Origin of the sequence: Flavobacterium sp. Root186, assembly GCF_001428525.1 — a bacterium.
In the GTDB taxonomy this organism is placed as follows: domain Bacteria; phylum Bacteroidota; class Bacteroidia; order Flavobacteriales; family Flavobacteriaceae; genus Flavobacterium.
Genome location: NZ_LMHW01000010.1, coordinates 439,981 through 462,261, shown reverse-complemented (window position 1 = coordinate 462,261; position 22,281 = coordinate 439,981). Strand labels below are relative to the sequence as shown.

The window sequence follows — 22,281 nt, the reverse complement described above, 5'->3', positions numbered from 1 at the left end:
GAACCGTGTTTAGTTTTATAGTTTAATCAAATAAAAAGAAAGACCACTTGAATTAACAAGTGATCTTCCTTTTATTCAATATATGATTATCATGCTAAAATTATTTAACAAAATATTGTAATACATAATTATTACCTGTTCTGGCTTGATTTCCATCAGATTTACAAATACTATTTCCATTAACACATTTTGAGAAATGGTCGTTTAACTGCGCACCTCTTGCTGAACTATCATCACCATCAAAATAACCAAATAAATTTACCCATGTACTAGAGCTTGATACATTAGGGTTACCAAACCAGTCAATTCGCATAGCATCTGAACCAGTTTGAACCAACTCAAACCTGTGACCTGACGCACCACTATAAGTTCCATCTCCTTTAGTACCATTTGCACTTGCTGTCATCGTAAAAGGTACTCCCGCTATTTTTCCTTCTCCTGCAACTCCACGCTGAATATATGAATCTATTCTTGGATCAGCACCTGCAACTGTTGTAAATGTTACATAATTTGCGTTAGCTCTTGCGTCTCCGATACTATTTTTTCCTGCATTTGATGCAACACGTAACTTATATTGGCCTGCTCCTGGATTAATGGCAAGCATATCTGCATTAGGAATTCTATATTCATCATATTCTATAACGTCACCGGTTTTATAATGATATCCTGCTTGATTATTGCTTCCTGAACTTGTATAATAGTTACTTACATTCAAATTAGTGTAGCCTCCATAATATTCAACATATCCTGTCCATGTATATTTATTCCAGTTTGTATCTTCAGAAAATGAATAAATCAAAGTATAACCTCCTCCAGTCATATCACATAGTGTTTTGTAACCGTTTGCAGCACCTGCGGTACCAGGAGTCGTTGGATTAATCCAATATTCGCCGTCTGCTGCTGTGTTTCCAGTGGCAATTAAAATATCTTTACAAGATTTACCCGGGTTTGTTTTATCTCCGGGACCATCAGCCACAGTTACATTGATAGTAGTTACATCGCCACAGCTTCCTTTAATAGTAAGAGGAATAGTTCCGCTAACTGAAGGATTTCCGGATGCAGTAAATGTCACTGTAATGTTTTGTGTACCAGGCGTCGCAACTGTTCCTGAAGCCGTCAAAGTCATGCCTGATCCTGATGCCTGTAAAGTATAAGGTCCTGTTGAGCTCGCTGCCAAAGTTACTGTATACTGTGCTCCTGTTAAAGGTACGTTTTTTGCCCAAGACCCTGTCTGGGTTCCTGTAGCTGATCCTACAGCCGCAAAACAACCAACAACTGCCTGAACATTAACATTCACGCTAGGGCAAAGGGTTGTTCCTGACACAAGTTCTTTAAACTGGTTGAATACAACTGTACCAACCATATCAGGAATACCAGATGCTGGTATTTGTATGGTTTGCGATCCTGCCGCAGCAAAAGTACCCGAAACTCTAAATGATAAACCATTTTTGGTTTCTGTTTCTATTGTATAAGGTCCCGGTTTGGTAACATTCAATTTTAATTCGATATAATTAAGTGATGGAATGGTTTCTTTACCTATAGAATAATTACCCTTAACCACCACATTGTTGGTACAATCTACTACATCAAACCCTGCGCTGGCACTTGTTACAGGCACATTTACTGTACATCCGTAAGAAACCCCATCTTTATTTAAAATTTCAAAAGGAATTATACCATCCGGGGCTTTCCATGTTGGTGTACCCGTTGGACGCAAAGTAACTATTTGTTCTCCCGGATAAGAAAAAACTCCTGTTGCCAAAAATGAAATTCCGTTATTTACTGCTGTTTTAAAAGTATAATTACCAATTGTAGTAACATTTACTTTTAAAATTATCTGGTCCTTAATGGTTACCGGCTTACCTTCATTAAAAGCACCACTCACCTGTGCTTCACCACAGCTTAAATTTAATTCAGCATTGTTTTCTGTTACTGTTACCGGCATTGGCGTACAAACTGCCGCACCTGACTGGTCAAGCAAGTTGTAATTAAATGTTCCTGTTGCTGTAGGCGTACCAAAAGCAGGGACTTTAATAAGCTGAGGAACTGCACTTATTGTGCTGATAATAGAGGAAAGGAAAAAACGAACACCATTTTGTGTTTCTGCCACAAAGGTATAAGATCCTGCTTTTTTTACTACCACAGAAAGTTCCAGATATTCATTATTTGTTACGGGTGTATCTTTATAATAAGTTCCTTTAATACCGCTTGATGCACAATTAGTTTCAAATTTGGCAATTAATACCGGGTTACATTCTGTCCAGTTGTCACCAGTCCAGAACTGTAAACATTTGTCATCTATATTATAAATCGTAAGACCTTCGCCTTTACTATTACCTTGTACTGCAAGTGAATTACGTTGTGCAGTTGTCATTTGAGGCATTCGGAGTCCGCCTTTATTAAGCAGTTCAAGAACTGAAAAAGCCTCAGGTTCTTTTTTGCCCCCTATCGTCATTTGAGCCTGCATGTTTACTGAAAATAATATGGCCAGAAGGAGAAGCCACATACAAAATAGATTTTTCTTCATTTTTTAATTTATTTAATTATTTAAAACGGCTCGCTTCTAACTGTTATTCATCGAATAGCAGATTAAAAGACATACCTGATCGATATCCTTTTTGGATATTCGTATATATTTTGTGGTATTTGTGGTATTGTTGAGTAAAAAATAGGCACTATTGAATCTTGTCAATACGGCTTATAAAGATGAAAGGTCTGCCTGTTTTATTAACTTAACCAGGCATATTAATATTATCTGCTTATAAAACTTGGGGCTTTAAGGCTGATAAAGGAGTATAATAACTTTTTGGTTTTCTTGATATATTGATTTGCTTATTTAAGTGTTGTCTGAATAAGATTCATAATAACATCTTTGTGTGCTTTTTCCATTGTTTCATAATCTTTTTTTATGCTGTCCGGCTTTATTCCATATACAGTTCCTTTTACACATTGACGGATGTAATATTTTGACAGACCATACTTTACAAACAAGGCTTCTAAAATATTCGCATCATAGGAGCTATAAACTTTTGTCTTACTTTTATCCATTGCCTTACTTATTTTCATTTGTTAATGATCTTAATTTTACTCTGACAGCAGTTACTTCTTGGGGAGTCAGTCTATGCTGCCTATTTTGTTTTATTTTGAAATTCTTTGATTAGAGCTTCGCGATTTGCAATTATTTTAAGTAACGCTTTTTTCGCAATTTCATCTCCTCTAAAAAATCTCATTTTTGCTGCAGGGGCATTAATTCCCATAACCTGACCAAGCAAGGTATAATCACCATACAGCGTTTTTTCCTTAATTTGTTCGATTGTCATAACAAAAGGTTTATCTTTGAATGCTAAATAATATCCAAATATACACAAAAAACTGTGTAAAAAACTTACAAAACACAAAAATCTGTAATTTTCCTGCAATGAACGATGTAACCTCAAGATTTCTAATTATTTACGAATATCTAAAAGAAGCAAAGGTTGTTTCAAATATTAAAAGTTTTGCTACAGAACTAAATATTAGCACTTCGCTTGTTACAGAAATTTGTAAAAAAAGAACTAATGCAGGAATGGTTCCTATATCTAATTTACTGGCAAGATATAAAGATATTGATGCGAACTGGCTTTTAACCGGTGAGGGATCTATGTTAAAGAGCAGTGGCAGCACTGAAGCCAATATTAATTATAAAGAATTAGCCGAAGCAAGACTTGAAATTATCGCTCTGAAAGATGAAAAAATTGAGTGGCTTAACAAAGAACTTAAAAAAAAGAAAGGTTTGTAGTAACGATGATTCATTCATCACAATAAAAAAAATAACTTATAATTCTATTACAGTATTTCACGCACGCCCTTAGACTTCGCTCAGGAAGACAAAACAATCATTAATCATTAATCATCAATTGTAAATTATCAATTATTTACTCACTCCTCTAATATAATCGAAGGCAGATTCTCATTCAGCCATTTGAATTTATTAAGAATCATAATATGTGTTCCTCCTTTTACAACAATACAGCTATTGATATACTTAATAGGAAAAACTTCGTCCTGATCGCCGTGAATATGAATCACATTTTCGTCAACTTCATTTCTATTCCATAAAATAACAGATTCTACAGCCCATTGCAGGTAGTTAAGATCGCGAACGGCTAAAAACTTTTCGTATAGTTTAATTCGTTTATTGATTTTTTCTCCAAAAGAATATTTCGCCAGACTTTCTATATTCAAAATCAGCTTCATAGGAATCAATTTGTAAGCTTTTGTCTTCTTCCCTATTTTCATTCTTCTTGGGAATTCTACATTACTTCTTACACTCGAAATAATGATTACTTTTTTAGCCTCAATATGTTTTGCAATTTCCTGCACTAAAATTCCTCCAAAAGAAACGCCAATTAACACCGGATTTTCATGCTTGATATTTTTCGAAATTCGGAGTGCGTAATCTGATAAGGCTTCTTTTGGGTGCGGAATTTCCCATTCCAATAAACATGTTTCAAAAACAGATTCATCTAATTTGATTCTTTCAAATATAGCAGGACTAGCCGCCAGACCAGGCATAAAATATACGGGTATTTTACTCATTGATTAAAATGGAATTACAACTATAGGTTTTAATTTCAAGCTAAATTTACTTTTTTTAATAATATATACAGCAAATCGCACACCATAATTGCATATTAAAACAAATTGAGTTGTGAAAATAAATGATTTTGCAATGAACACGATGCTTAAAAAATAATTTCATATTGAAAATCAAATGATTACCTTTGCATTCCAAATCATTCGCAGCTAAACATCCTTTTAAAAGATTTTAGCTGACTATATTTTTCGTTCTTTTTCTAATATTTTTAACCTACCCCAAAACATGACAAATATGGAACCTACCGAAACTATGGAAATCAAAGACAACACTTTTGCAAGACAATTTGAAACCGTGGTCCCTGAAGGATTATTAAGCGTTGAGTATTCTTTTCAGGAAAAAAAGATTTTTTTAACCAAAATCAATACACCTGAAAATTTTGAAAACCAGCCTGTAATCGACACTCTGCTAAAAAACATTATGGAATTAAGCACAGAGAAAAAATTTAGAGTTGTGCCTATTCACCCAAAAATTGCTACTTTTTTCAAGAAAAACCCAAAGTACAAAGATTTATTACCACCGGGAATCAGGATTTAAAAATCACCGATTACCCAAAGCCATAATCCGCCAATTACCATATAAATAAAAAGCATTATAAGTCCGGTTATTAAACCTTTGACCCACCAGCTTTTTAAATCGACATATCCGCTCCCAAAGAAAACGGGAGCCGGACCATGTCCGTAATGGGTTAATGTTCCGTAAATGGATCCCACAAAACCAAGCATAAAAGCAAGAAGTAGTCCCGGAATCCCCAATGAAACCCCAACACCCAAAAGCGCTGCATACATTGCTGCCACATGCGCTGTTGCACTAGCAAAGAGATAGTGGCTGAAAAAGTATACTAATATAATGATAGGAAAAGCCATCTGCCAGCTCAATCCGCCAATTTCGGCTTTTATAAGATTGCTAAACCAGCTAATAAAACCTAATTCGTTTAAGGAACTTGCCATCATTACTAATACCGAAAACCACACGATAGTGTCCCACGCTCCTTTTTCGGCTTTTACATCATCCCACGTTAATACTGAAGTAAGCAGTAAAATTACTAAACCAATAAAGGCTGTTGTAGTGGCATCAATAGAAAACAAATCGCCGGTCATCCAAAGAAATAATAAAATAAAGAAAGTAAGCAGCATCATCCATTCGTTTTTGGTGATTGGCCCCATTTCTTTTAATTTTTGAGAGGCAATTTGCGGCGCATCTCCTGTCTTTTTCAGCTCTGGTGGGTAAATCTTGTACAGCACAAACGGAATAACAAAAAAGGCACACAATCCGGGTACGATTGCCGCAGCTGCCCAGGACATCCATGTTATTTTTATTCCGAGATTAAGTGCAAACTTCTGGCACATGGGGTTACTCGCTGTTCCGGTAAGAAACATAGAGGAGGCTATTAAATTCATATTGTAACAATTCAATGTTAAATATGAACCCAGTTTTCGATGTGTTTCAGGCTGTTCCGGCAAAGAACCAAAACTCATTGACATTGATTTCATTATAGGATAGATAATTCCTCCGCCACGAGCTGTATTACTTGGTACGGCAGGCGCCAAAACCAAATCTGCCAGACCTAAACCGTAGGCTAAACCAAGGGAGCTTTTCCCGAATATTCGAATGAATAGAAAAGCAATTCTGTTTCCTAAACCTGTTTTTATAAATCCGCGGGCTATAAAAAACGAAATTCCAATAAGCCAGATTACTTTGTCCCCAAATCCTTTTAATGCCAGTGTAATTGATTTTCCCGGATCGCCGGGTGCTAAAACCTGCGTAAAAGCGGTTAAGGCAATGGCTATCATACACATGGTCCCCATTGGGGCGGCTTTTAGAATAATTCCTAAAATGGTCGCAACAAATATGGCAAACAAATGCCAGGCTTCGGGCACAACTCCGTTTGGCGCAGGAATAAACCAAATTGCTGCTCCAACTGCAAGTGTAATCAGGGTTTGAGGAATTTGTACTTCTTTCATGGTTTTGGAATTAAATTAAACTACAGCCTGCACTGAAACTGAATTAGAAATAAATTATCATTATAGGTCGATGTATCCGGGATATTTCGGTCAAAACGGTCTATTTCAAACCCCATTTCTATACGACCTGTATAGTTTTTTCCAAATTCAAGACTTATCATAGGGGTATAAGTCTGCCTTACGTTTGAATCGACTTTATAACTGGGGTCAAATCTTTCATAACGACAGGATGCTTCTAAGGAGGTTAATTTTTTATAATCGATTTGATATCTCACATTGGGCAGGAAATAAATACCACGCATTTGATAGTCAGCAACATCAGCTGTTCTGGCATCAACAGGCAAAGAAAAATATAAATTATGATTTGTTCCTTGCTTGTACTCTATCTGCAAATCAAAAGTAAAACGGTCTGTAAGTTTAAAATCGCTGGTAATATCTGCACCTAAAGCATACACTTTTTCTTTAGCATATTTACCGATACCGCCGTTTAAACCGAGATTAATTTTATGCTTTTTTGATAATTCAAAAACCAATCTTGAAGAATATTGTTTGCCATTGTCATTGTCTTTTTCTTGATTTTTCCCATTTCCGTTTAAAACTGAAACAGAATAATTTACAGGAATTTTACCAAGATCAAAATTCCCGGTTGCAGAGGCTCCGATTTGAAAACTTGTCCAGCCATTTTTTCCAAACTCATAATACTGATTCGAGAAATCAAAAGATTTTATAATATCAACCGGAACTAACTCTTCAATACCAAAAGCCGGCCGAAACTGTCCTCCTAAAAAGGCAATGTATTTATTGAAGGTATACTTTGCATAGGCATTTTCGAGAACTTTACCTTTTGTATCTGATTTAAAATCGGCAAGGTTTACTAAGATTACAACTTCTGTAGCTTCGCTTAATTTTGTATTTAGCCCCACACGCATTCTTTTAATGTCAAAGGAACTTTGGGTTACGTCGCCCGTAGAATGGTGAACGCCCATAACATCGACATTATCGCCAAAACTTTCGAGATATCTGGCCTGAAAAAGTCCTTTAAACTGAAATTGGGGATACTTAACACCCTCTTCTGAATCGGCCGCCTTTTGAGTTTCGGCAGTTTGTGAATTCGTGATAAGTGGTATTAAAAAAAGGATAAAAGCAATTCTTATTAGTAAAGGTGTATTCATACGCTCCAGAAATAAAAAATTGAACTTAGCTGATTGTTTGAAAAAACCTAAAAACAACTAAAAGGAAATTGGAAATATCTTACGAAAATAGGAAAAATATTAATGTCTTGTAAAAATTATTGCATTAAAACACTTTTACATATTTAACACGAACAAAAAAAGGCATAAGAATTAACTTATGCCTTTCAGTTCTTATTTTAGAACATTTTATTTTTCGATCTCTCTCATTGAGTCCATTTTTTTGTGAGCAAGGAAACCTGCAACATCTTCAAAATGTTCTTTTACTCGTTTGTTTCCAAATTCAAATACTTTTGTTGCCAATCCGTCAAGGAAATCACGATCATGCGAAACTAAGATTAATGTTCCGTCAAAATCACGTAAAGCATCTTTAATAATGTCTTTTGTTTTCATATCCAAGTGATTTGAAGGCTCATCCAGAATTAACAAGTTAACGGGCTCTAACAATAATTTAATCATTGCCAAACGTGTTTTTTCTCCTCCTGAAAGCACTTTAACCTTTTTTGTAATATCGTCTCCCTGAAACATAAATGCCCCCAAAATATTTTTAATCTGAGTACGGATATCCCCAACTGCAATGGCATCGATTGTTTCAAAAATGGTTGCATTTTCATCTAATAATGAAGCCTGGTTTTGAGCAAAATATCCAATTTGCGCATTATGCCCAACTTCAACGCTTCCTGAATCAACGCCAATTTCTTTCATAATCGCTTTAATCATGGTTGATTTCCCTTCTCCATTCTTTCCAACAAAAGCTACTTTCTGACCGCGTTCTATTACAATATTTGCATCTTTAAAAACCACATGATCTCCATACGATTTAGACATTTCTTTTACAATAACAGGATATTGACCAGAACGTGCTGCCGGCGGGAATTTTAAACGCAATGCAGAAGTATCTACTTCATCAACCTGAACAATTTCTAGTTTTTCAAGCATTTTTACACGAGACTGAACAGCATCTGTTTTTGAAAATGTCCCTTTAAAACGATCGATAAAAGCTCTGTTATCAGCAATCATTTTTTGCTGTTCGTCGTACGCTTTCTGCTGGTGAATACGACGGTCTTTTCTTAATTCTAAATAATGAGAATATTTTGCTTTATAATCGTAAATTCTTCCCATTGTTACTTCGATTGTACGATTTGTAATATTATCTACAAACGCTCTATCGTGCGAAATAACTACAACTGCTTTTGCTGAATTTACCAAAAACTCTTCTAACCATTGAATACTTTCAATATCCATGTGATTGGTTGGCTCATCCAATAAAATCAAATCCGGTTTTTGCAATAAGATTTTTGCAAGTTCGATACGCATTCTCCATCCTCCTGAAAATTCAGAAGTCTGTCTTGTAAAATCTTCACGTTCGAAACCTAAACCAACTAAAATTTTCTCTACTTCAGCTTCGTAATTTACTTCTTCAATAGCATAATATTTTTCGCTTAAGTCCGAAACTCTTTCGATTAATTTCATGTATTCGTCACTTTCATAATCAGTACGAACGGTTAATTGCTCGTTGATTTCGTCAATTTCGGCTTTCATTCTAAAAATCTCGCCAAAAGCTTTTGAAGCTTCTTCCATTACAGTCGAACCGTCTTTTGTCAACAAATGTTGAGGCAAGTAAGCTACAACTGCATCTTTTGGCGTCGAAATACTTCCGGTAGAAGGTTTGCTTTGACCTGCTATAATTTTTAAAAGTGTCGATTTTCCCGCACCATTTTTACCCATAAGGGCAATTTTATCATTTTCATTGATAGCAAAAGAAACATCGCTAAATAATGTAGTTCCACCAAACTGAACCGAAATATCGTTAACTGTAATCATTTAGATTTTTAGATTTTAGACTGCTTAGATTATTAGACTTCTTAGCAAGTGTTTTTTTGAAGGTGCAAAGATAGATTAATTAGATAATTAGGCAATTAGAAAATGTGGCAATTTATTAATTAGATAATTTTGAGAATGTGGCAATTAGAAGATGTGATAATTTTCAAAACCATGGCAAAACAAAAATGCTTTGATTCTGTTTTTTAACCGGACTAAAGTTCGGCCCTACAATATAGCTCGAGCCCAAGGCTCTTTAAGTTCCGAAGGAATAAATTATATTGTAGGGCCGGACTTCAGTCCAGTTTAAGTTTAATATGCAAAAAACAAAACCCGACAGGTTTTAAAAACCTGCCGGGTTGAAAAATTATCTCATTATCAATTGACTAATTATCTAATTACTCCTTTCTCCACTTTTTAGTTTCCTCAAAAATGTGTTCTAAGATTGATGCTTCTGTTTCGTCAAATTCAATATTTCTGCGGCTCATTACTAACTTCGCTGTTTCAAAAGCTTTTTTAGTCACATAAGTTGTAAAACCTGCCGCGCCGCCCCAGGAAAAACTCGGAACAAAATTTCTAGGAAAACCAGATCCGAAAATATTGGCACTTACCCCAACAACAGTTCCGGTATTAAACATCGTATTGATTCCACATTTACTGTGATCTCCCATCATTAAACCGCAAAACTGAAGTCCCGTTTTAGCAAAACCTTCTGTTTCGTAACTCCACAATTTTACTTCTTCATAGTTATTTTTCAGGTTTGAGTTATTACTGTCAGCCCCAATATTACACCATTCGCCCAAAACTGAATCTCCAAGAAATCCGTCATGACCTTTGTTTGAATTAGCAAATAAAACCGAATTCTTAACTTCCCCCCCTATTCTTGATCCGGGACCAACTGTTGTTGCTCCGTAAACTTTTGCATTTAATTTTACCTGCGCATTTTCGCACAAGGCAAAAGGGCCGCGAATAACTGTTCCTTCCATGATCTCGGTGTTCTTACCTATATATATAGGGCCGTTTGATGCATTTAGGGTTACAAACTCTAATTTTGCTCCTTGTTCAATAAAAATATTTTCCGGCGCAATTGTATTTACACTTTTAGGAATTGGCTGTGATTTTCTGTCTTCAGTCAGGTAAGCAAAGTCGGCACGAATGGCAGCATCATTTTTTGAGAAAATATCCCAAGTATGCTCTACTGTCAAACATTCGTCATTATATTGAATGATTTCATAGGTATCAAAATCAACTTCTTCCTGGTTTTCTGTTGTAAAAAAAGCAATTACATCTTCTCCTTTAAAGATTGCCTGATTGGGTTTTAAGTCAGAAACTAATTCTGCAAGCGTATCATTTGGCAAATACGCAGCATTTATCATTACGTTTTCTTCCATTTCTACCATTGGGAATTTAGCAGAAAGGTAATCCTCAGTAATTGTTGTTATAGTCGAACCTAAACGAGTTTCCCATTTTTGGCGAATCGTCATAATTCCGATTAAAATATCAGCCACGGGTCTGGTAAAAGTAAAAGGTAATAGAGCATTCCGGACGGGACCGTCAAAAAGAATGTAATTCATAAAATTAATTTAATGTGTTAAAATTTGTTTGGTTACCAAGGCCAAAGTTACAAATATTTATGTGTTTCATTAATATATGTTTTTTCTGATAGCCACGAATTCACGAATTTTTATTTATGTTAAGCTATTAAAAGGATCATAATAAAATAATTAGTGAATTCGTGGCTATTAAAAAATACCCATAAAAAAAGCCTTCCAAATTGGAAGGCTTCTTATATAATTTTAAACAGCTATTATTTTTTAGCGTGTTTTGCATATTTAGTTTTGAATTTATCAATACGTCCAGCAGTATCGATAAGTTTAGATTTACCAGTATAAAAAGGGTGAGATGTTCTAGAAATCTCCATTTTTACAACTGGATACTCAACTCCGTCAACTTCAATTGTTTCTTTTGTATCTGCAGTAGATTTAGTGATAAAAACGTCATCATTTGACATGTCTTTAAATGCAACTAATCTGTAATTTTCTGGGTGAATTCCTTTTTTCATCTTTCTTTTTATTTATTGTTTAGAACATTTTCATTTTGAAGCTTTTTCATGGTTAGAAAAAGGTGTAAACAAACGATGCTCTTTTTTGTTTAAAATTTTAATTAATTTTGAGTTTGCAAATTTACAATTCTTTTTTAATAAACAAATACTTAGCGTACTTTTTTTTAGTTAAATTCAAAAAGCTTTTTTTCTCCTCGATTATATTGGGAATTGCTATATTTGTGGATTAATTTTAAAACATATATAAATATGATTAATGAAGTTATAAAAAGAAATGGTATTACTTATGGTGTAATGATTGGAATTACATCGGCATTGTTTACTGCGACTATATATGCTATTGATTTAAACTTATTTACAGCCTGGTGGATGGGCATAATAGGACTAGCAATAAGTGTTACTATCAGCATCATTCTACTTTCTAAAACTAAAAAAGAATTAAATGGTGTTTTTCCTTTTAAAGATGCTTTTACTACTTATTTTATAGCAGCTGTAATTGGTATTTTGATTTCTACTTCTTTTAATATTATTTTATTTAACGTTATTGATCCGGGTGCAAAAGACACTTTGAGCGAAATAATGATAAAATATACCGTAAACATGATGCAGAAATTTGGCGCTCCAGCTTCTTCTATTAACGAAGCCGTTGCCAAAATGAAAGTAAGCAACCCTTATTCTACTATAGAATTACTAAAAGGATCTGCTTTTGCTATTGTAATAAGTTCAATTTTCGGATTAATTTTCGCAGCATTTTTTAAAAGCAAATCTACACAAGAATAAAAATTATAAATGAATCTATCTATACTTATACCGCTTCTAAACGAGGAGGAATCGCTTCAAGAACTCTACACATGGATTATTAAAGTGATGCAGTCTAACAATTACTCTTATGAAATCATTTTTGTAGATGATGGAAGTACGGATGATTCTTGGAATATTATTGAAAGTTTTTCTAACGAAAACCCAAATGTAAAAGGGATTCGTTTCATGAAAAATTTTGGAAAATCTCAGGCCTTACATGCTGGTTTTGCTAAAGCAAAAGGTGATGTTATCATTACTATGGATGCTGATTTGCAGGATAGTCCTGATGAAATTCCTGAATTGTATGAAATGATTACCAAAGAGAGATTCGATTTGGTTTCGGGATGGAAAAAGAAACGCTACGACTCTGTTGTAGCAAAAAATTTACCTTCAAAATTATTTAACTGGGCTGCCAGAAAAACTTCTGGTGTTGAGTTAAACGATTTTAACTGCGGGTTAAAGGCCTATAAAAATGCCGTTGTAAAAAATATTGAAGTTTCGGGAGAAATGCACCGATACATTCCTGTTTTAGCAAAAAATGCCGGTTTTGGTAAAATTGGTGAAAAAGTAGTAATTCACCAAGCTCGTAAATATGGTGAAACCAAATTTGGAATGGAACGTTTTATTAACGGATTTCTTGATTTAATTACAATTTGGTTTTTATCAAGATTTGGAAAAAGACCTATGCACTTATTTGGTGCAATCGGATCGTTAATGTTTATTATCGGGTTCTTATTAGCAGGTTATATTGGTATTTCAAAATTATACCATATGTATACCGGAATGAGATATAGTCTGGTTACTAATAATCCATGGTTTTTTATAGCTTTAACGACAATGATTTTAGGGACTCAGCTTTTCTTAGCCGGGTTTCTGGGTGAAATTATTTTGAGAACTAAAAACAACGAAGAACGTTATAAAGTATCACGAGAGGTTAATTTTTAACGTAAAGCCCTAGCCCTGATGGGAACGGCATCCTTTTGTGGCGGGGTTCGCCACAAAAGATATAGTGGACAGCAGGATTAGCTCCTGAAAAAATCTTATCTTTAATTCAAACATTAAAAAGACACTTATAATGAATATTGCACCTAATATATTAAACGCAGTAAACGAATGGCTTACGCCAACATTTGATCAGGAAACGCAGGCTGCGGTAAAAGAATTAATGACGACTTCGCCAAAGGAACTTGAGGAAAGTTTTTATAAAAACCTTGAATTTGGAACCGGCGGTATGCGCGGTGTTATGGGCGTAGGAAACAATAGAATTAACAAATATACACTTGGGAAAAATACTCAGGGTTTATCTGATTATTTACATGAAGTTTTTCCAAACCAGCCATTAAAAGTTGTTATTGCTTACGACTGCCGTCATAACAGTAATACTTTGGCAAAAGTGGTTGCTGATGTTTTTTCAGCAAACGGGATTCAGGTTTATTTATTCTCAGATTTAAGACCTACTCCGGAATTGTCTTTTGCACTTAAATATCTGGAATGTCAATGCGGAATTGTTCTTACGGCTTCGCATAACCCGCCAGAATATAATGGCTATAAAGTGTATTGGCAAGATGGCGGACAAATTGTTCCGCCGGAAGACGCTGCAATTATAAAAGTAATCGAAAATTTAGGTTACGATAAAATTAAATTCAACGCAAACGAAAGTTTAATTCAATATATTGATACTGAAATTGATAAGGCGTTTGTGAAATCATCTATAGAAAACGCAAGTTTTAATACTCCGGCTGAAGCCAAAGATAATCTGCATATTGTTTTTACTTCACTTCACGGAACTTCTATAAAATCTGTTCCAGATACTTTATCACAGGCTGGGTATAAAAATGTTCATATTGTACCAGAGCAGGCGGTTCCAGACGGAGATTTCCCAACTGTAAAATCACCAAACCCAGAAGAACCTGAGGCTTTGACAATGGCTTTGGCCCTGGCAGACAAAACAAATTCTGATATCGTTGTGGGCACAGATCCTGATTGCGACCGTTTAGGTGTTGCAGTTAGAAATAATGACGGTAAAATGATTTTGCTTAACGGAAATCAAACGATGATTTTAATGACTTCTTTCCTTTTAAAACAATGGAAAAAAGCCGGAAAAATTAACGGAAAACAATTTGTAGGCTCAACTATTGTTTCGACTCCAATGATGATGGAACTGGCTACAAGCTACGGTGTTGAATGCAAAGTTGGATTAACAGGATTTAAATGGATCGCTAAAATGATCAAAGATTTTCCTGAACTTCAGTTTATTGGCGGAGGCGAAGAAAGTTTTGGTTTTATGGTTGGTGATGCAGTTAGAGATAAAGATGCGGTTGCTGCTACTTTATTGATATGCGAAGTTGCTGCTCAGGCAAAATCTGCCGGAAGCTCTGTTTATAAAGAACTTTTACAACTTTATGTTGAAAATGGTTTCTACAAAGAATATTTAGTTTCACTGACTAAAAAAGGAATAGAAGGTTTACAGGAAATAAATCAGATGATGATTGATTTACGTGAAAATCCTTTAAAAGAAATCAACGGTCAGCGTGTAATTATGGTTGAAGATTATCAATCATCGACGGCATTAAATTTATTGACAAATGAAGTATCTACGATGGATATTCCGAAATCGAATGTATTAATTTATTATACAGAAGATGGATCTAAAATTTGTGCAAGACCAAGTGGAACTGAACCTAAAATTAAATTCTATATCAGCGTAAATGCCGAATTAGAATCGGTTTTAGATTTTGATGCTGCGGAAAGTTTCTTAGACGGAAAAATACAAAATATCATTGCAGACATGCAATTGAAATAAAAAAAACGAGTGATAAGCTCTTTAAATACCTATTATAGCTGCGCAGGGAATCTCTGCGCAGCTAATTAAATTTTGACATTAGAACTCTGGTTTACATTTAGAACAAATGCAAATCAGAGTTTTTTAATAAAAAAAACTAAAAAAAAATTGAAAACTAATCAATTGGATTAATTTTGTGCATTGAAAAACCACCAAAACAAATTAGTTATAACCACAAAATTATATTGCTAAAAACTCGAAAGAGCATTGCCATAGCAGAAAAATAACATTCAAAAATAAATGAGTAATTTCAAAAAAATAGTTCCTTTTATATATCCGTATAAAAAATATGCGTTCTTAAACATCTTTTTCAATGTTTTGTATGCCCTTTTCAGCACACTTTCGTTTGTTGCGTTAATCCCAATGCTTCAGGTTTTATTTGACAAAACAAAGCAAAACACAGTAAAACCGGTGTTTCACGGGATTATGAAAATCCAGCAATATGGTGAAGATTATTTAAGTTACTATATTACAACAACAAAAGGCACACACGAATCAGGGTACGTTTTATCGATTATGGTAGCCATTATAATCTCGATCTTTTTATTAAAAAACTTAGCCGATTATGCCGCTATGTTTTTTATCACTTTTTTGAGAAATGGTGTTTTAAGAGATATGCGAAATGCGATGTACAAAAAAACGCTTGAACTGCCTTTGGCTTTTTATTCTGAAAAAAGAAAAGGAGATGTAATTTCCAGAATTTCTGCTGACGTAAACGAGGTTCAGACCTCCTTTTTGGCAATTTTGGAGCTTATTGTAAAAGAGCCGCTGACTATTATTTTTACTATAGTTACAATGTTAATTATCAGTCCAAAATTAACTTTGTTTGTCTTTATATTTATTCCGGTTTCAGGCTATATTATTTCATTAATCGGGAAACAACTTAAAAAACAATCAACAAAAGCACAACAGGAACAAGGTACTTTTTTATCTACTATTGAAGAGACTATTGGAGGATTGAAAGTCGTTAAGGGTTACAACTCTGAAAATTATTTCAGTAATGTTTTTCAAAGCTCTACAGAACGCTTTTTCAACTTATCGAACAGCATTGGTAATCGCCAGAACTTAGCTTCACCAGCCAGTGAATTCATGGGGATTACGGTAATTGCTATTTTACTTTGGTATGGAGGCCAAATGGTTTTAATTGACAAAACATTAGACGGTGCTGCTTTTATTGCTTACATGGGATTAGCTTATAATATTTTAACTCCTGCAAAAGCGATTTCTAAAGCTTCATATGGAGTAAAAAGAGGAAATGCTGCCGCAGAACGTGTTCTGGAAATTTTAGATCAGGAAAACCCAATTACAAGCAAAGTTGATGCGATCGAAAAAACAACTTTTGATAATGATATAAACATTCAGCATATCAACTTTAAGTATGAAAATGAAAATGTTTTAAAAGATTTTTCTCTTCAAATTAAAAAAGGACAAACTGTTGCTCTTGTTGGACAATCCGGAAGCGGAAAAAGTACCATTGCAAATTTATTAACCCGTTTTTATGACGTAAACGAAGGGTCTATCTCTATTGACAATATCAATATTAAAGACATGAATCTGCGGTCGCTTCGCAGTTTAATGGGATTGGTAACTCAAGACAGTATTTTATTTAATGATACTATCAAAGCCAATATTGCATTAGGAAAATTAGACGCTACAGATGATGAAATTATCGACGCACTTAAAATTGCCAATGCATATGAGTTTGTAAAAGATTTACCTTTAGGGATCTACACAAATATTGGTGACAGCGGAAACAAACTTTCAGGCGGACAAAAACAACGTTTGTCAATTGCAAGAGCGGTATTAAAGAATCCGCCGATCATGATTCTGGATGAAGCAACATCAGCATTAGATACTGAAAGCGAAAAATTTGTTCAGGTGGCACTTGAAAACATGATGCAGAACAGAACTTCAATTGTTATTGCACACCGACTTTCAACTATTCAAAAAGCAGATGTTATTGTCGTAATGCAAAAAGGAAAAATCGTTGAGCAGGGAACGCATGAGCAATTAATTACACTCAACGGAACATACAACAAACTGGTTACCATGCAGTCTTTCGAATCTTAAGGCTCACACATCATAATCAAACAATCTACACAGATTAAGGAAATATTAAAACTCAGTTTAATTTCTTTAATCTGTGTTTTATTTTATAACTTTAGGTAGTAAAGATTAAAAATCATTTAATTCTTATGGAAAATGTATCTTAGCAGCCCTAACATCAAACTGCCAGACGATCCTGATACTATTGTTTGGAAATATCTTGACCTATCTAAATTTCTTGATTTATTACTCTCTAAGAAACTTTTCATGTCGCGATCTGATAAATTTGAAGATCAATATGAAGGTACTTTTAGCGAGCCTACTTATGAAGAGATTAAAAAACTTGCGGTTGACAATCCTGATTTTTTAAATTATTACAAAACACATCGCGAGCAGGTTGCCGTAAGCAGCTGGCACATTAACGAATACGAATCGTTTGCAATGTGGCAGATATTTACTCAAAACAGCGAAGGTTTAGCAATTCAGTCTACAATTGGAAGGTTACAAAAAGCATTAAAACCCGAAAATAATTTTGACCAATATATTGGCGAAGTAAACTACATTGATTATAAAAAAGAATATATTCCGTTTGAGGATTTGTTCTTTCCTTTTTTATTCAAAAGAAAAAGTTTTCAATATGAACGCGAAGTGCGTATTCTTACCGACACTTCAAAAAGCGGTATCAAACTAAATGATGGAATAAAAATTAATGTTGACATTAATCAATTGATCGAAAAGATATATATTCACCCAAAATCTGAAAACTGGTATAAAAAGCTGGTAATCGAATTGGTTGAACGCTTAGATTTTGGTTTTGAAATCGAAAAATCTGATTTGGAAAGTGATATATTGATATAAAGGTTCTAAGGCTCTGAGATGCTAAGATTCTAAGTTTTTTTTGCCACAGATACACTGATTAAAAGGATTTTATTACTTAAAATAAAAACCATTTAAAAAATTAAGATATAATTTTTTAAATGGTTTTTATATGTACAAAGATTTGAAAACCTTAGAATCTTAGCATCTCAGAGCCTTAGCAACTTATATAGGCTTATAACTTTTAACTTCCCATTTTTTAGAAGTTAGGTCAATATAATTATAATGTAATACATCGTTTTTGTCGAATTGACCGTTTTGATTAGTATCTTCAATAGTTCTAAAATACAAACGGTTTTTTGATTCAATTAAACTCCAGTCAACTAATTCCTGAAGATCTGCTGAGACTTTAGTAAAGTTTTCTCCGCTGATATCACTTAAATATAAAGTTTTGATATCGCTGGTATCAATTTTGCCGTCTTTGTTGGTATCAGAATCTGTTAAAGTATACACCATTACTTTATTTTTAGTTTTATCTGCAACCGTTTTTAAATAGGTTGCCGTTAAAATCAAAACAGGTTTATCTGATAAAGCATGAATAGAATCTGAATCTGTTTTTTGAAATTTCAGGTTTTGTAAATATCCTGTAATTTCATATTCGCCTAAGTTAGAGATCGTAAAACTTACATCGTTAACACTTGAAGATCCATAACGCGCTTTTGAACCTCTTTCAAAAACCCTTAAATCTCCAACCGGATGAATTAAATAATCTGTCCCTTCCATTTGAATAGGCAGATCAGCAACTTCAACCTGAGTCGAATCTGTTTTCGCAACACTTACTTTATTTGACACATCGTAACTTACTTTTGGTTTTTTAACTTCTTCACGACAGCTAATTAATGTTCCGACAATTGCTAAGGCTATATATTTAAAGTACTTTCTCATCGACAAATTATATTCAATTATCAAATATACTATTTTTGATTGTAATTTTGGTTTTTATTGAATTTTACTAGCGTAAAGATGTTGAGAAGAATAAGCCCAAAATATCCACAGAAGATTAACTGCCATTTTTGCGCAAAAAAGGAAACTTGAAAAACACGTGCTTCTTCTTCTTTTCTGTTTTTCCGCTCCCAATAAGCTTGCTGCCTCATTAATTCTCCTGTACCACAATTCATTGTATGATGTTCAATAGTGTCTTTAGGCTTTTTATAAGTGTTACTACTCCCTAAAACATAAATATCATTTTTATTTGTTATCCAAGTTGGAGCTTCTTCTTCAACTAAAATATCGAGGCTGGTAATAAAAGTCTGATAAGCAGATTTTGAACCAAAATGTATTTTAATTCCGTTTATGGTATCTTTTTCAACTCTTAGTTTCCTAAGATAAAGTTTCATTTCGTTTAATCTATTCTTTTCTGACTGGCTTCCATCAAAATTAAATACTTTATATTCCCGCAGCGTAGGAAATTTATACTTTTCGAATTCATTATTAACCGGAATGTATAATTCTATCCTATTGTAAACCTTAAAAGCATCGACTTTATAAAAATGATAAAAACAAAACAAAGGAATTAAAACCAAGGAAATCATTCCCGGAACATAAAAAATCTTCTTTCTTTTTTCACGTTTTGCGATCATAATCTCGCATTCAGTTTTATATTAAAAACTCTGGAAGTCATATAATTTGGAATCGCATATTGATTTTTAGAATATACATCGCGCACCCAAGTGTTTGTAATTGCATTTTGATTATTGAAAAGATTGAAAATTTCCAGTCCAACAGCTAATTCTTTGAAGTTTTTCAACCAGCTTGTTTTAGAACTCTGTGTGCTGCTGTCCACAAAAACCTTGGCAAAACCAATATCAGCTCTTCTGTAATCGTTTAATCTGTTTTGATATAGATATGGATCAGAATACGCTGGCGCGCCGCCTGGCAAACCAGTATTATAAACTACATTAAGATATACTTTTACACTTGGAATATTCGGCATATAATCCTGAAACAACATCGCAAATTTTAAACGCTGATCTGTCGGGCGGGCGATATAACCTTTGTTTTCATAATTTTCTTCTGTTTTCAAATATCCAAAACTCACCCAAGATTCCGTTCCCGGCACAAATTCACCATTCAATCTAAAGTCAAGACCTTGCGCATATGCCTTTGCATTGTTATCAGCCACATATCGAATACGGACATTATCGATAGAATACACATTTACATCCGAAAGGGATTTATAATAAAGCTCCGTTACCCATTTAAAAGGGCGATTCCACATTTTAAAATTATAGTCATTTCCTAATACAACATGAACCGCTTCCTGCGCTTTTACATTTGGATTTACAACGCCGTCAAGATCACGAAGTTCTCTATAAAATGGCGGCTGGTGGTATAATCCACCGGAAATCCTGAAAACCATATCACGATCCCAATCTGGTTTTATGGCAAACTGTGCACGCGGACTTACTACAAACTGATTTTTTCCTTCTTCTAAAGCTCCGGAAACATTCCAACTCTGAAAACGTGCACCAACATGATACCAAATCTGACTTGAACCCAATTCTGACTGCTTATTCCATTGTGCATAGCCCGAAAACCTATTGATAGTATTAAAATTCGTAGCGCGAATATCCTGATAAGGCAATAGCGGGCCTGTATAAGGCGAATATGGCTGATTGTTTTCTGGCAGAATTACCAACGGCGGATTTATAGAAAACCCTGCAGAATCGATCATCTCCCACTCTACAATTCTGTCACGAATTGATTCTCTGGTGTATTTTAATCCAAATTCTAACTGGCTTTCTTTCCAGTCTTTAAAACCTTTAATTTCGGCATTTGCGATTAAGGCATCTAAATCATTTCGTGCGTGATTTAACTGCGAACCTATTCCGCGTGTAAAATCGATTGACGAAGCATCTGTTGGATTTTCAGCATTAACATTACCTAAACGGTATTGGGCTAAAATATCAAAATGTTCTTTTTCTGTGGTATGAAACAACGAACCAATAAATTTTAAAGTCAGCGAAGGCGAAACTTTATAGGTAGTTTTAAAAGCTCCAAAATAAGTATCATATTGATCTTTTTCCTGACCTTCATAATAAACCGCCAAAGCCATTGGCTGATCGATTGTTCCGAATTTGGTTTCGCGGGTTAAAGGCTCATACAAATATTTATTCTGCGAAATATTCCCTAAAAAGCTAATCTGCCATTTTTCAGAAATATCATAATTTATATTGGTTTGAATATCAGCAAAAGTCGGTGTATAATTCGTCTGCGTGTCCTGACTGTTTACCAACAAACTATTATTTCGATAACGAACTCCGGTTACGGCCGACCATTTTTTATTTTTAGAAACTAAATCTACAGAAGCGCTTCCGCCTAAAAAACTTGCTTCAAAAGAAGCTCCAAATTGAGTTGGTTTTCTATAAGTAATGTCTAAAACAGATGATAATTTATCTCCAAATTTTGCCTGAAATCCTCCGGCTGAGAAATCTACGTTTTGAACCAAATCCGTATTGGTAAAGCTCAATCCTTCTTGCTGACCTGAACGAATTAAAAACGGACGGTAAACTTCGACTTCGTTTACGTAGACTAAATTTTCATCATAATTTCCACCTCGAACTGCATATTGTGTACTTAGTTCATTATTTGAATTTACGCCGGGAAGTGTTTTTAGAATATTTTCGATACCGGCATTTGCTCCCGGAATCTTTTTTATAGTAGCGGCATCCACAGTTGTAATTCCCTGAACTCGTTTTTTGTTTCGGGAAGAAACAAAAACTTCTCCCATTTGCTCCTGAGAATTATTCATTACAGGATTAAAAACAAAAATTTCATTTGGTTTTAAACTGACCGTAAGACTGATCATTTTTAAAGAGACATGAGTAAAAATAATCGAAGCTTTTTTATCCGCAATTACCTCAATTTCAAAAAAACCATTCGCATCAGATTGTGTATTGTTTTTACCCGAAGTTATATTGACATTCGAAACAGGATGATTTTCATTATCTAAAATAATACCTTTTACATGAGCATTTTGAGCAAATGAAATACAAGTAAAGCACAAGAAAAGCAAAGCGAATATTAACCTGTTTTTATTCAAA

General features: G+C 34.2%; 19 protein-coding genes. 7 read left to right on the top strand and 12 right to left on the bottom strand.

Annotated elements, in window-relative coordinates:
* Positions 1-100: 100 nt before the first annotated feature.
* From ASD98_RS05710 to ASD98_RS05700, 3 genes are all read right to left on the bottom strand, one after another.
* On the bottom strand, positions 101-2,527 hold the full coding sequence (locus tag ASD98_RS05710; RefSeq protein WP_082577798.1) for a hypothetical protein: 2,427 nt from the start codon (positions 2,525-2,527) through the stop codon (positions 101-103).
* A 305-nt stretch (positions 2,528-2,832) separates the two neighbouring features.
* The gene (locus tag ASD98_RS05705) at positions 2,833-3,066 is read right to left on the bottom strand and encodes a hypothetical protein (protein ID WP_056201356.1); all 234 of its coding nucleotides are present in this window, start codon (positions 3,064-3,066) and stop codon (positions 2,833-2,835) included.
* Positions 3,067-3,128: 62 nt separating this feature from the next.
* Complete coding sequence (locus ASD98_RS05700) at positions 3,129-3,320, bottom strand: hypothetical protein (RefSeq protein ID WP_128414786.1); 192 nt, start codon at positions 3,318-3,320, stop codon at positions 3,129-3,131.
* Positions 3,321-3,340: 20 nt separating this feature from the next.
* Here ASD98_RS05700 and ASD98_RS05695 point away from each other — a divergent pair, with 20 nt between their 5' ends.
* A complete protein-coding gene (locus ASD98_RS05695; RefSeq protein ID WP_056201348.1) occupies positions 3,341-3,778 on the top strand; it encodes a hypothetical protein in 438 nt (145 codons plus the stop codon).
* A gap of 140 nt (positions 3,779-3,918) precedes the next feature.
* On the opposite strand, the gene ASD98_RS05690 is transcribed toward ASD98_RS05695, so the two are convergent.
* Positions 3,919-4,578: a YqiA/YcfP family alpha/beta fold hydrolase gene (locus ASD98_RS05690; RefSeq protein ID WP_056201344.1), complete on the bottom strand. Its 660-nt coding sequence runs from the start codon at positions 4,576-4,578 to the stop codon at positions 3,919-3,921.
* Positions 4,579-4,861: 283 nt separating this feature from the next.
* Between ASD98_RS05690 and ASD98_RS05685 the strand changes: the two genes are divergently transcribed.
* The gene (locus ASD98_RS05685; RefSeq protein WP_242412080.1) at positions 4,862-5,173 is read left to right on the top strand and encodes a GNAT family N-acetyltransferase; all 312 of its coding nucleotides are present in this window, start codon (positions 4,862-4,864) and stop codon (positions 5,171-5,173) included.
* On the opposite strand, the gene ASD98_RS05680 is transcribed toward ASD98_RS05685, so the two are convergent.
* The 5 genes from ASD98_RS05680 to ASD98_RS05660 form a co-directional block, all read right to left on the bottom strand.
* Positions 5,170-6,600 carry an anion permease gene (locus tag ASD98_RS05680; protein ID WP_056201341.1) on the bottom strand — a complete coding sequence of 477 codons (1,431 nt, stop codon included), beginning with the start codon at positions 6,598-6,600 and terminating at the stop codon, positions 5,170-5,172. The genes ASD98_RS05685 and ASD98_RS05680 overlap by 4 nt on opposite strands.
* A 20-nt stretch (positions 6,601-6,620) precedes the next feature.
* On the bottom strand, positions 6,621-7,772 hold the full coding sequence (locus tag ASD98_RS05675) for a porin (protein ID WP_056203223.1): 1,152 nt from the start codon (positions 7,770-7,772) through the stop codon (positions 6,621-6,623).
* A gap of 207 nt (positions 7,773-7,979) precedes the next feature.
* Positions 7,980-9,614, bottom strand: coding sequence for an ABC-F family ATP-binding cassette domain-containing protein (locus ASD98_RS05670; protein WP_056201338.1), 1,635 nt, complete (start codon positions 9,612-9,614; stop codon positions 7,980-7,982).
* Between the two features lie 395 nt (positions 9,615-10,009).
* Entirely contained in the window at positions 10,010-11,185 is a 1,176-nt protein-coding gene (locus tag ASD98_RS05665) for a GlmU family protein (RefSeq protein ID WP_056201335.1), read from the bottom strand.
* A gap of 233 nt (positions 11,186-11,418) precedes the next feature.
* Positions 11,419-11,673: a type B 50S ribosomal protein L31 gene (locus tag ASD98_RS05660; RefSeq protein WP_011921626.1), complete on the bottom strand. Its 255-nt coding sequence runs from the start codon at positions 11,671-11,673 to the stop codon at positions 11,419-11,421.
* Positions 11,674-11,922: 249 nt separating this feature from the next.
* On the opposite strand from ASD98_RS05660, the gene ASD98_RS05655 reads away from it, so the two are divergent.
* From ASD98_RS05655 to ASD98_RS05635, 5 genes are all read left to right on the top strand, one after another.
* Positions 11,923-12,453, top strand: a complete 531-nt coding sequence (locus tag ASD98_RS05655) for a DUF4199 domain-containing protein (RefSeq protein WP_056201332.1) — start codon at positions 11,923-11,925, stop codon at positions 12,451-12,453.
* Between the two features lie 9 nt (positions 12,454-12,462).
* Entirely contained in the window at positions 12,463-13,419 is a 957-nt protein-coding gene (locus tag ASD98_RS05650; RefSeq protein ID WP_056201329.1) for a glycosyltransferase family 2 protein, read from the top strand.
* Positions 13,420-13,549: 130 nt separating this feature from the next.
* Positions 13,550-15,277, top strand: coding sequence for a phospho-sugar mutase (locus ASD98_RS05645; RefSeq protein WP_056201327.1), 1,728 nt, complete (start codon positions 13,550-13,552; stop codon positions 15,275-15,277).
* Between the two features lie 279 nt (positions 15,278-15,556).
* Entirely contained in the window at positions 15,557-17,386 is a 1,830-nt protein-coding gene (locus ASD98_RS05640) for an ABC transporter ATP-binding protein (RefSeq protein ID WP_056201324.1), read from the top strand.
* 132 nt (positions 17,387-17,518) lie between these two features.
* Positions 17,519-18,220 (top strand): DUF2971 domain-containing protein, encoded by a 702-nt coding sequence (locus ASD98_RS05635; protein WP_056201320.1) that lies wholly within the window; start codon positions 17,519-17,521, stop codon positions 18,218-18,220.
* A gap of 183 nt (positions 18,221-18,403) precedes the next feature.
* Here ASD98_RS05635 and ASD98_RS05630 read toward each other — a convergent pair whose 3' ends face one another.
* Genes ASD98_RS05630 through ASD98_RS05620 form a run of 3 tightly spaced genes read right to left on the bottom strand, consistent with a single transcriptional unit; the run spans position 18,404 to position 22,280 of the window.
* Entirely contained in the window at positions 18,404-19,123 is a 720-nt protein-coding gene (locus tag ASD98_RS05630; protein ID WP_056201317.1) for a hypothetical protein, read from the bottom strand.
* Positions 19,124-19,152: 29 nt separating this feature from the next.
* Positions 19,153-19,818 (bottom strand): hypothetical protein, encoded by a 666-nt coding sequence (locus ASD98_RS05625; protein WP_056201314.1) that lies wholly within the window; start codon positions 19,816-19,818, stop codon positions 19,153-19,155.
* Entirely contained in the window at positions 19,815-22,280 is a 2,466-nt protein-coding gene (locus ASD98_RS05620) for a carboxypeptidase-like regulatory domain-containing protein (protein ID WP_056201311.1), read from the bottom strand. The genes ASD98_RS05625 and ASD98_RS05620 overlap by 4 nt, the downstream gene beginning before the upstream one ends.
* Between the last annotated feature and the right edge of the window lies 1 nt (position 22,281).